Annotated in this window: 12 protein-coding genes and 1 tRNA gene; 10 read left to right on the top strand and 3 right to left on the bottom strand. The window is 37.3% G+C overall.

Annotated elements, in window-relative coordinates; all coding sequences use genetic code 11:
- The 4 genes from QAS77_RS07015 to QAS77_RS11620 all read left to right on the top strand — a co-directional run.
- A partial coding sequence (locus tag QAS77_RS07015) for a serpin family protein (RefSeq protein WP_305064616.1) occupies positions 1-1,077 on the top strand: 1,077 nt, incomplete at its 5' end.
- Positions 1,078-1,185: 108 nt separating this feature from the next.
- A complete protein-coding gene (locus tag QAS77_RS07020; RefSeq protein WP_305064618.1) occupies positions 1,186-1,392 on the top strand; it encodes a hypothetical protein in 207 nt (68 codons plus the stop codon).
- A gap of 12 nt (positions 1,393-1,404) precedes the next feature.
- Positions 1,405-1,677, top strand: coding sequence for a hypothetical protein (locus tag QAS77_RS07025; protein ID WP_305064619.1), 273 nt, complete (start codon positions 1,405-1,407; stop codon positions 1,675-1,677).
- Entirely contained in the window at positions 1,647-1,745 is a 99-nt protein-coding gene (locus QAS77_RS11620) for a matrixin family metalloprotease (RefSeq protein ID WP_442920365.1), read from the top strand. The genes QAS77_RS07025 and QAS77_RS11620 overlap by 31 nt, the downstream gene beginning before the upstream one ends.
- A 257-nt stretch (positions 1,746-2,002) precedes the next feature.
- On the opposite strand, the gene QAS77_RS07030 is transcribed toward QAS77_RS11620, so the two are convergent.
- From QAS77_RS07030 to QAS77_RS07040, 3 genes are all read right to left on the bottom strand, one after another.
- A tRNA-Gln gene (locus QAS77_RS07030) sits at positions 2,003-2,078 on the bottom strand.
- A gap of 78 nt (positions 2,079-2,156) precedes the next feature.
- Positions 2,157-2,558 (bottom strand): hypothetical protein, encoded by a 402-nt coding sequence (locus tag QAS77_RS07035; RefSeq protein ID WP_172367394.1) that lies wholly within the window; start codon positions 2,556-2,558, stop codon positions 2,157-2,159.
- A gap of 28 nt (positions 2,559-2,586) precedes the next feature.
- The gene (locus QAS77_RS07040; protein ID WP_250868604.1) at positions 2,587-2,907 is read right to left on the bottom strand and encodes a DUF2551 domain-containing protein; all 321 of its coding nucleotides are present in this window, start codon (positions 2,905-2,907) and stop codon (positions 2,587-2,589) included.
- A 117-nt stretch (positions 2,908-3,024) separates the two neighbouring features.
- Between QAS77_RS07040 and QAS77_RS07045 the strand changes: the two genes are divergently transcribed.
- The 6 genes from QAS77_RS07045 to QAS77_RS07070 form a co-directional block, all read left to right on the top strand.
- Positions 3,025-3,540 carry a hypothetical protein gene (locus QAS77_RS07045; RefSeq protein WP_305064620.1) on the top strand — a complete coding sequence of 172 codons (516 nt, stop codon included), beginning with the start codon at positions 3,025-3,027 and terminating at the stop codon, positions 3,538-3,540.
- A 3,983-nt stretch (positions 3,541-7,523) separates the two neighbouring features.
- Entirely contained in the window at positions 7,524-8,906 is a 1,383-nt protein-coding gene (locus QAS77_RS07050) for a thioredoxin domain-containing protein (RefSeq protein ID WP_305064622.1), read from the top strand.
- 11 nt (positions 8,907-8,917) lie between these two features.
- The gene (locus QAS77_RS07055) at positions 8,918-9,634 is read left to right on the top strand and encodes a hypothetical protein (RefSeq protein ID WP_305064623.1); all 717 of its coding nucleotides are present in this window, start codon (positions 8,918-8,920) and stop codon (positions 9,632-9,634) included.
- A 57-nt stretch (positions 9,635-9,691) separates the two neighbouring features.
- Positions 9,692-10,234 (top strand): TlpA family protein disulfide reductase, encoded by a 543-nt coding sequence (locus tag QAS77_RS07060; protein WP_305064624.1) that lies wholly within the window; start codon positions 9,692-9,694, stop codon positions 10,232-10,234.
- The gene (locus QAS77_RS07065) at positions 10,234-10,932 is read left to right on the top strand and encodes a cytochrome c biogenesis CcdA family protein (RefSeq protein ID WP_305064626.1); all 699 of its coding nucleotides are present in this window, start codon (positions 10,234-10,236) and stop codon (positions 10,930-10,932) included. The genes QAS77_RS07060 and QAS77_RS07065 overlap by 1 nt, the downstream gene beginning before the upstream one ends.
- On the top strand, positions 10,929-11,274 hold a 346-nt coding region (locus QAS77_RS07070), incomplete at its 3' end, for a DUF3179 domain-containing (seleno)protein (RefSeq protein ID WP_305064628.1). The genes QAS77_RS07065 and QAS77_RS07070, both read left to right, overlap by 4 nt.

Here is an 11,274-nt window from a genome sequence, read left to right on the forward strand (position 1 = left end):
GGGAATGTTCTTTTTTCACCATATAGCATATTCAGTGCAATATCAATTTGTTATGAAGGAGCAGAAGGATCAACAAAATATCAAATTGCGGATGTATTTGGTTATCCTTTGGAGAAAATTGTTCTTAAAGCAAACTCAAAAAAACTGATAAATGATCTACATCTTGAAAATGAAAACAATACTTTAAAAGCTGCAAATGCACTTTGGATTAAACAAAATTATCCTTTGAATGATCAATATGTATTCAACGTTGAAACATACTATGGAGGATTGGTCAAACCACTTGATTTTATAAATAAATCTGAAGATTCCAGAAAAACCATTAATTTGTGGGTAGAAGAGAAAACCAGTGGAAAAATAAATGAAATGGTTCCAGAAGGTGGAATAAGTCCATATACACTTATTATGATTACCAATACTGTTTATTTCAATGGAACATGGTACCATCAATTTGTACCACATGATACAAAACAAGAGCAATTCTATCTTTCAAATGGCCAGAGTGAAATAGTTGATTTCATGTCTGCTAATGAAGCATTCAATTATGCAGAAGATCATAGTGCAAAAATTGTTGAATTGCCATATCAGGACAATAACATAAGCATGTATATTGTACTTCCAAAAGAAAACAATATTTCTAATTTTGAAAGTAGTTTTACCATAGACAAATATACTGAATTGAAGTCTAATATGTCAAAACAGCAAGGACAAATATATCTTCCCAAATTTACGTATTCAACAGATTCTGAACTCGTAAATTCTTTGCAGAATTTAGGTATGAACGATGCTTTTAACGTTGAGACTGCTAATTTTTCAGGATTATATACTGATAAAAAACACCAAAAAGAGAACTTAGCAATATCTAGCATTAATCACAAGGCATTTATTGACGTAAATGAACGTGGAACCGAAGCAGTAGCAGCAACATCGGTATTTTTCTTTGCGAGCTATTCGTCCCCAAATTGGGAATTAAAAGCAGATCATCCATTCATGTTTTTTATTGAAGACAAAAACACAGGATGTATTCTTTTTATGGGAAAAGTTGAAAATCCTGAATATGAAGAAGTATCGGTTTGATACATTCTTCAATTTAATTATTCAGTTTGTGTAAAATTTACAAAAGAGATTACATATATATCTCTTTTGAACTTTCCTTTTTATACATAATTTGTCACCTTTCTCAACATGGCAATAGATCCAGCATTAATCAAATGGTATCAATGTTTAACCTGGACAGAAGGAAGCACTCACGGAGGCGATATTGATACTGGTAATGAAATCACTTCCGGAGCTGACCAGAACATCTTCGATGATGTCTCAAATGCTCAAAGAATAGCAGGTGTGACCGAGTACAGAAAGATCTTCATCCGCAATGAGTATGCAGATACATAGGCAGCAGTCAAATTGTGGATAGCACAGTTCACTGATTCTCCTGACGATGAGATTAGCATTGCTCTTGGTGCAAATGCCGGAGTGCAGTCTGTCGAGGGCGTAGGAGCAACATATGTTTCCCCTGACAGCAAAAGACGTATTGTGAGCATGGGAGGACTGGCACAGAACGCATATAAAGCGATCTGGATCAAGCGTGTTGTCACTGCATCTGCGAATGGTTATACGACAAAGTTAGTGACTGGCAGCTTCGGCTCATGCACGAGATTGGTCATGAGATTGGAATGAAGCATACTATGCAAGAGGGATCTGTTATGCATCCTTGGGGGATGAAAAGAGGTGAAAGATCACTTTGATCGTGGGCATGGGAGCCATACATTTAAGAATCCACACATTGTGGATCCCCCACTTCGAATCCCCAAACTCGCTTCACACCATATAACTCCCACACCCATGTAATATATTGATTTGTAGGTTAAAACCGATTACGGCAGAATGTATAATTTATTATACAAGGTATATTGTTTTAGAGAATCTGATAAAAATAAAAGCACTGAATTGTAATTTATTTTTGTAAAATCAGTAATAAAAATAAGGACTTCCAAAAAGAATTTGGTAGCCCGGCACGGATTCGAACCGAGGTTGCGGGATCCAGAGTCCTGCATGATTGACCACTACACTACCGGGCTGCTTAATGATTACAGCACCTACATGGCAAACCTAATTAATAAACCTATCGCCTGGGACTTATAAATCCTTAAGTAAAATTAGGAATCATCCGGATTTTCACCCAGGATAGCGGTTTGCCACCATCTGGCAAGGTCCATTAGATCACGGCTGAACTGACCGGAGAGACGATATTCATTGTTTCTGTTTGAAATAAGACCGGCACCAAGAAGCTTATTGCGCATTGAATAGAACGAAGCACGACCCACATCTAGCTCCTTGATAAGATCCTCCCATTCGCTGGTCTTGACCGGATTGCCACTTTTTTGCCTTTCTTCGACCATCATCAGGAACTTCTGCCCGCGCATAGCAGTGGCATCTTCCTGAAATAATCGCCGCATTAGACTGAAATAAGGATCTCTTGAACGAGTTATGCGTGCATTTGCATCGGAACGTATGACTATAGTTGTAGAGGTCCTAGGAGCATCTTTTACTGATACCATAATCGATCAAAGCCGACTGACCGAAGGATCAGGATAAAGCGATTCCTTTAGAATTAAGCTCAGCTTTTAAAAGATCTGCATACTCTTCCTTTAAAGAATAGACGATCGGGGTCTTGTAAGACTCCTTGTGAGATCGTAGAATACCAAGCTTTGAATGGATATATCCTACCATAGAAGCTACTGCGCTCCTGGAAACATCGTACTTTTTAGTAATGGCCTGGTGCAATTCATCTACTGTGGACTTTTTAACACTCAAAAACACAGATAGAACATAGCTCCGAAGTCCATTTACATCCAGCTCAATGAACTTATTAAGCCGGTCCTTAATTCTAGATCGAATAGATGCCATGATAGAATTCACCCCAATAAAACAGTAAACCTATTATGCAGATGACACTATATATATGTTTGTGAACTGATGCATTCCATAATAAGTGGGCTACAATACCCGCAGCGAGATAGTACCATGAATATACCGGACACAACAAAATACACCTACGACCATAAGAAGAAAACACTTCACATCGAGCATCAGATACCAGCTGCTGAATCCGAAGAAAATGAAGTAGGCACCTGTTCTAAATGCAGATCGCCCATTGTAAGCCTGAGCTACCATGCCATTGACAAGGAATTCATAATCGTAGGTAAATGCACTAAATGCGGAAAACTCACTGCAAACATTTACGATCAGGACTGGAATTGGGTACGCGAAATACCTAACTCTCACTTTTCCAGGTATGTTGCTAAAGCCGGAACGTCAACCCCCATGAAAAATGAGGTGGAAGAGGGTCAGCAACTATCAGGCCTAGAGCTGCTTGAAAGCATTCCAGAAAAACAATTACATACCGTTTTTTCATCCACAGAGATCACTGCCATGTTCGCACGTGCAAAAGGAGAAAGCTGCGTACGACAATACCTCTATAATGCAAGAAAGAAATATCAGAAATTCGAGGATATTTTTGGATTTAAAATCGAAGTATAATGTTTAGTATATACTTTCCCGTAAACTTATTTTGTTACACAAATTTGAATTATCTCGCAGGTAACATAATTTAATTACATAAATAATATTTGCCGAGTAAATAAATATGTACGAAGTTATTATTTTAAAAATTATAACTTGTTATATATAAATAAAATGCAGTTTAAAATGTGCAATTACATAAATGTAATATTATAAAAGACCTGTAAATAGTATTTTATTCGCATAACAAAATAAATAAAAATAATATCAAATCAACTTTTTATTTGAACATGAAAAACTACCGCAAAAAGTACCTATAAGAAGTAAGGAGTTTTCAAAACTCCACCCATACCAGTTAGAAGTTAAAAAATGCATGAAACACATATAGCGAATTGGGACCAAAAAAGACATGCATCAATGAAAAAAGTGAGAATAATAGCCTCACTAAATGAAAGAATGTGAAGAATAACAGAAAAACAGTTGCAAATAATCAAAAAATAAAACAATATCAGAAATGGCTCGACTTTTACCAAGATCCAAAACTAATCTCGAATTTGTAGCCCCATTTAGTAAAGCCAAATTGCTATTACAACGACTATACGCACAGCTGGCAGTAAAATATCAAATATGCATTTCTTGATATTATTTTGTGTAGAATGGGGGGGCTGTAGGTTGTAAAACGCGAATTCCCATAGAGTTTAGAATAAACATGTTAAGAAAAATATAGCATTTATGCAGACATTTCAACTTAATTCTATAGTATATAAGAATGAGCAAAATGACCGTAAATTGAGAATAATAGAATCAATGAGTAAAACATAACCACATATTGAAAGAAGTTGAGCCGATTGAGATTATAACTATAAATAATAATTATACTAATTATAATAACCTCGGGTGATTATTACACTATGTGTACTAACCCTTTTTCGAGCTATGGCCTATACACTCGGTGCGTTGAAAATGTCTTAAAACACATAGGCGAAATTCACATAATATATTTACAAAAGTAATATTTATCAAGCAGAAATAATTATATTTGAATTAATTAAAGTTGGGTAAATAATAAGCGTTTATATTTGGAGAGCATTATTTAAATGTGCACGTGCTTTGTCAAATTTTCTGAAAATAAGACCATCATTTCAGAAATAACCGAGATAATCAAATAGGTTAATTACAAAATAAAGCAACGCCGTAATTAATTAATATTACGTAATCGGACGATTTTGAGCAAACTGAGAGCCCAACATAAAAAGAATTATTAATAATAAATGAACCCCTTTTTGTGAATGCTGCTTATTATCATCCTTCGATCACCCCTTAATTGAGTCATGGTTGTTTGCAATTCATCACATATTTCAACCATCACATTTAACATTACAGCTTCAGGAGATACAACCCCAGATCTATTAAGGCCTGCTCCATTAGGTCACGTTCAACTTCCGATAGATTGCTTTTATCGTGCCTGATTTTCCCCACTATGCCAGACCAACCCATAGATGGATTTTAAAGGAATTGATTGTTTTAACATTGCCAAGATCAAACTGCAACCCGACAAAATGATATAATCCCCATCAGTAAAAGTATCCATAAGGCTTCCGAACTTCTGAGGAGTCACTTGATTGTTAAAAGTCGCAATTTACAGACCATAAAGTGCTGCTCTGATCTTAGCATTAGAAAGACCAGAAGCGAGGTTATAAGCCCCGCATACTGCCCAGGATACCAATAAACGTTATTTTTACGCCTATTTAAAGTGACATTAGGAGTAAAATGTTTACCCATGGCACTATGCAGTTAGAACGTGGGATCTTAACGATTGTTGAACCATCGGAATCCCCAATAGCCCCACCTTCAGCAACCATAACCCCCATACAGCGACCCATTTAAGCCAGATTGCCCTTTATTTTGCCCATATGCTTCATGTCACCGGAATAAGACCGATAGCATAAGCAACAACGGGCAGAAGGAGATCTTTACAGATTCTTCAGTTTTTGGCAGTTACTTCCTACAGGCCATGGCTTCACGATCCATACATAATAGTCATTTTTATATTGCACGATAATAAATTATGCAGCATTGCAAACTATAAAAACATTTTTTGATGCGAGAATTATTACGTTATTTTTACCTTATTGTGTTCATGCCAGGAAAAGAACACCGGGACAGCTGGAAAATCTCAACCGACCAATGACACAAAGAGGAAAGTCGAATGATTTTCCTTGCATCAAGAAATATTAGGACCCACAAGGAGGAAGTGATATTTAGGGATAAATGCGAGCTTTCTATCTAGCCCATCCCCCAGCATGCCAGCCAATTTATCGAGATCTGACCGATTTTATGCCGGAATAGTACCAGTATTCATAGTTTGTCAGTATTGCATCATGGCAGGCCGTGGGGCCCCAGAATGAGATCAATCGCATTGCAATATTAACATTGAACCATGAAAACATTGAACCAATGTCCATATTGAGACCCATAAACTCACTTTGCCATTTAGATCGTTTCAGTATTGTGCACACCTGCAACAGTAGTACTAGCAGGACGTCCACAGGCAAACCAGCCCTCACCATCAACACATGCGGTTTTTTCGTTTAATTCGCCATACACCAGAAATAGGAGATGATCAAGGCAACATAAATGTTTTTTATTAAAAATGCCCATACGAGCATACACCATATTGAGTCATATAATTTGCTAGCTTGTGCGAAAATGACCAGATATCCATAGGCAATTGTACAAATATTTCCATAGTATCCCACATACAGTATGTCATATAATGAGCAGTCAATAATATACTATAAATAATGCATAAAGAAAAATGTATATTAATATATAATTATTAAAAAAGTTATAATTAAAAGGATATTGAGTACATTGCATTTTAAAATATTAATGAGGAGTAATAAAAATAAATGATATAATTATAACTAAATTGAAAAATAATACCACTCACATTGCAAAAAAATAGAGATGGTTTGCTATGCGAATTGGCGTGTTTTTGATGTGCCACTTATACACTATGCGAACCGAAAATGAATAGAAACACATAGCCATTTTTCCAGGATTTTGTTAAGACATAATACGAACCATCGAGATCATGATCTCAATTATATTAGAAAAAGGCTTGATCAAAGTAGAAGATTTTAAAAAAATAAAGGTGCATTTTTATTTAAACATAAATATCATATTTAATTTTATACCCAGTGCATTATAAAATTGTAGCAAAGTATATTCTTAAATATCTAATAATGAAACGAATATATTATAAAATTTATATTTAATAATAGGGTAAATCTGAATTATTAAATATCTATTCATAAAGATATACTTTTAAAAATATATAGTTAATAAATTAGTATGTATGATAGTTAAAATATAATATATACCAGGATAAACAATATCAATTCGGCATAAATAGAAATATATAATTAATAATACATATTTGACAATATTAGAAATGAAAAATACTTTGAAATCTCTTGCTGAAAATGAGTGCAGATACATAAATGGTACTAGCGAACACACAATAAGGAGTATCAACCCCAGCAAGCATTTCATCAATAAGAGAGCTCAGTCAGCAACCCCCCTTACAAGACCCATTTCAGGAAGCTGCTAAAATGACCATAACCACCATACAAAGCCTTTCATAACAGCAAGGAACTCACTCACCCCCAAGAGCAAGAACGGAAGTAGTTAATCGAACATAATCCGAGACTTCATCACAAGGGCCACAGCAACCTTTTATTGACCAGTAGAAAATGAAACCCCAGGATCTTTTAGATAAAACTCCCAACATCATTTATGGCGTCAGTACATCCAGAAACACAACAAATGTTACAAGCAGAAGAACAGATATCAATGCCACTATTTCTTAATATCATTACTGCCCCACACATTTAAAGATCGTCCACAGGGATAAATCCATATAGCGATAAGTCAACATTCATTTAAGAGTTTCTTTCTAAAAAATATAAGTCAAATTAAAATGATTTGGGGAAATCATGACAAACGATGACAAGGGTACTAAGAATAGATTGATCGATGAAAAAAATCCATACCTCCTGCAGCACGCATATGACCCTGTGGATTGGCATCCATGGACAGAAGAAGCATTTGAAAAAGCAAAACGTGAGGATAAGCCAATATTCCTCTCCATTGGATATTCAACATGCCATTGGTGCCATGTAATGGCAAAGGAATCCTTCAGGAATAAAGACGTTGCTAAAATGATGAACGACACGTTTGTCAGTATCAAAGTGGACAGAGAGGAACGCCCAGATATCGATTCGGTATACATGGACATCTGCCAGAAAATGAACGGCAGCGGGGGATGGCCCCTTACCATTATAATGACCCCGGAGAAGGTACCTTTCATTGCAGCCACATACATCCCCCTTGAAAGCGAGTTTGGAAGAAAGGGAATGCTCGAGATTATCCCATGGATAGAACATCTGTGGAAAGAAGAACACAACAAAATAGTCGAACAGACCGAGCTGATAAAAACGGCCTTATCCGAAAAAAGTGAGAGCTCGCATACCGAAGGAGTAACTGAAGAGATCATTCATAGAACTTACACATATCTTGCAAATAATTTCGATAACGAAAATGGAGGATTCGGAACCTCACCGAAATTCCCATCCCCCCATAACATATCATATCTTCTACGCTACTGGAAAAGGACAGGGAACCCAACAGCCCTGCAAATGGTCGAAAGAACATTGCAGGCAATGAGAAAAGGCGGAATATATGACCACATCGGATTCGGATTTCACAGATATTCTACAGATAGCTCATGGCTCGTCCCGCATTTCGAGAAGATGCTGTATGACCAGGCATTGCTTATCATTGCATATACGGAAGCCTATCAAGCCACTTACAAAGAAGAGTATTCGAATACAGCAAATGAGATCATTGAATACATCCTACGAGATATGACCTCACCTGATGGCGGATTTTATTGTGCCGAAGATGCTGACAGCGAGGGAGTGGAAGGTAGGTTCTACACATGGGAACTTTCGGAAATTGAGAGTATATTGAGCTGTGAAGATCATCCAATCTTCAGAGATGTTTTTAATGTTCTACCTGAAGGTAATTTCCTCGAAAAAAGTACGCATCAGCTTAGCGGAAAGAACATACTACACCTGGAGAAGGATATGAAACGTATTGAAAAGCAATACAACATACCACGTAAAGAAATAGATCACATAATAGAACGATGCAGGAAACAACTATTTTCCACACGTGAAAAAAGGATACACCCTTCAAAGGATGATAAGATATTAACAGACTGGAACGGACTGATGTTAGCAGCACTCTCGATCAGTGGTCGCGTAATGGGCAATAAAAGATACATTGATATTGCAAAAAAAACGCCGACCTGCTAATATCCGAGCGTATGAAGGAAAATGGTGAGCTCTACCACAATTATTCCAGCAACAAAGAGCCAACAATTGGGTTCCTCGATGACTATGCATTCTTTACATGGGGACTGATAGAGCTATATGAAGCTACTTTTGAGGTCACTTATCTCGCAAAGGCTCTGCAACTTACAGACTATATGATCGAGAATTTTAAAGATACAGAAAATGGAGGGTTCTTCCACACATCCAATAAAAGTGAGACTTTGCTTTTCAGAAAAAAAGAGATATATGACGGAGCTATTCCAAGCGGAAATTCAGTAGAATTAAACAACCTTCTCAGGCTTTCAAATTTTACCGGCAATCCCCAACTAAATAGTGAAGCGATAAATACGTCAAATGCTTTCGCATCCACAGTAAAAGCCATGCCAGTTGGTTATACACATTTCATCGCAGGCCTGGATCTTGCATTCGCCCCCCCAGTGGAAATTGTGATAGCAGGAGAGCTTGATTCCGAAGATACGCAGCTGATGCTAAACAACATCAACCGAGAGTTCATCCCCGGAAAAACAGTTATTGTTAAAAGCGAAAAAAATGAGAAGGAACTGGAAAGGGTAGCACCATACACATCCATATATAAGCCACAAAACCAAAAAACAACTGCTTATGTCTGCCAGAATCATGAATGTTCGTTGCCCACAACTAATCCCCAAATAATAGTAGAGATCTTGAAGAAACTCCATAATATCCAGTGAGGAACCCATTAGAAACGTTTATTTAAAAGCAGACCACACTTTTAATAGGGGTATTAAATGTACGATATTAAACATTCCTATAGCCTATTTATTGCATTTATCATCACATTGGTCCTGATATCAGGATGTATTAGCAGTGAGACGAACGAGGGAACTGAACCGGATGAAGTTCTAGACTGGAAAGAAGTACAACTAACAGATACCATAACCGGCGACACTTTCAAAATAAGCGATTTTGAAGGACAAACGGTAATGTTAGAGGCTTTTGCAGTCTGGTGTCCAACCTGCTTACAACAGCAAAAAGAGATGGAAGAGCTTGCAGGAATAGAACCTAGTGTGATCCATATCTCCCTTGATACTGACCCTAACGAAGATGCGGAACTCGTCAGAGATCATGCTGAAAAGAATGGATTTGACTGGTACTTTGCAGTAGCACCCATTGAAATGACAGAGTCTTTGATCGATGAATTCGGAGTGGGAGTTGTCAATGCGCCAAGCGCTCCAGTAATACTCATTTGTAATGACCAATCCACACGACTACTGGACAGGGGCTTAAAGCAATCGGATGAACTTATAACGGAGCTAGATGAGGGATGCTGATGAGCACGATCCTTCCTTTTATCACCGACCTATTTTTCTCTTTCACACTTGGACTATTAACGCCACTTACGGCAGTTTGCGTCTTACCATTATACCCTGCATTTCTGGCATACCTTTCCAACCAGATGTCAGGAAAAGAAAAAAATGAGAAGCTACCGATCATCTTCGGACTAATAATCAGTGCCGGAGTTATCCTTTTCATGGCACTCATGGGAATATTGTTCACCACAATATTACAAGTCTCCCTTACAAAGGTAATCGGAATAATCTCACCGATTGCATTTGGCATACTGTTCATTATCAGTATACTATTGATACTCGATTTTGACATCGGTAAATTTTTGCCAAGAACTAACATTTCAAACGACAGAAGCCCTATCATAACAGCTTTTTTGTACGGATTCTTTTTCGGAGCCATCGTAGTCCCATGCAATCCTGCATTTATTGCAGCACTGTTTGCTAAATCACTTACAAGCATGGGCTTTGTAGAGAATTTCCTGAACTTCATTGCATTCGGAATTGGATTGAGCTTTCCATTACTGGTCTTCTCTGCAATATCAACAACAAAGAGCAAGAGGATCATCAGATTCCTCGTTACCAACAAAAGGAAGATAAACATTTCAGCAGGTATCATAATGTTTGTCATATCCGTGTATTACCTTGTATTTGTATTCAGAGTACTGGAGAAATTACTATGAACACTTTAGGAAAGATAGCAATATATTCGTGCATATTTCTCCTGATTCTGCCGTTAGTAGCATTTGCTGAAGTGGAAACTGCCGGATCGATCGAAAAGCTGCCTGAACTTACTAAGATGGAAGAAGAAACAGGCATAATGGTCACAGAACTGGGAGTGAAATATATTGTAGATCCGAATAAGATCACATCAGGAGGTCCACCCATGGATGGGATCCCCTCAATTGATGAACCGGGGTATGTAACTGTTGATGAAGCTGATAGATGGATACAGGACAATGAGCTGGTACTGGCACTCATCTACAACGACACTAAAAGAGTGTACCCCCTACAAGTGATGGTCT

It is taken from the genome of Methanococcoides sp. (assembly GCF_030594565.1).
GTDB lineage: Archaea > Halobacteriota > Methanosarcinia > Methanosarcinales > Methanosarcinaceae > Methanococcoides > Methanococcoides seepicolus.

Bases quoted from the DNA above. Each gene is read 5' to 3' on its own strand.
- QAS77_RS07020 (WP_305064618.1), top strand. From the start codon at position 1,186: ATGGCAATAGATCCAGCATTAATCAAATGGTATCAATGTTTAACCTGG.
- QAS77_RS11620 (WP_442920365.1), top strand. From the start codon at position 1,647: ATGCACGAGATTGGTCATGAGATTGGAATGAAGCATACTATGCAAGAG.
- QAS77_RS07035 (WP_172367394.1), bottom strand. From the start codon at position 2,558: ATGGTATCAGTAAAAGATGCTCCTAGGACCTCTACAACTATAGTCATA.
- QAS77_RS07040 (WP_250868604.1), bottom strand. From the start codon at position 2,907: ATGGCATCTATTCGATCTAGAATTAAGGACCGGCTTAATAAGTTCATT.
- QAS77_RS07045 (WP_305064620.1), top strand. From the start codon at position 3,025: ATGAATATACCGGACACAACAAAATACACCTACGACCATAAGAAGAAA.
- QAS77_RS07050 (WP_305064622.1), top strand. From the start codon at position 7,524: ATGACAAACGATGACAAGGGTACTAAGAATAGATTGATCGATGAAAAA.
- QAS77_RS07055 (WP_305064623.1), top strand. From the start codon at position 8,918: ATGAAGGAAAATGGTGAGCTCTACCACAATTATTCCAGCAACAAAGAG.
- QAS77_RS07060 (WP_305064624.1), top strand. From the start codon at position 9,692: ATGTACGATATTAAACATTCCTATAGCCTATTTATTGCATTTATCATC.
- QAS77_RS07065 (WP_305064626.1), top strand. From the start codon at position 10,234: ATGAGCACGATCCTTCCTTTTATCACCGACCTATTTTTCTCTTTCACA.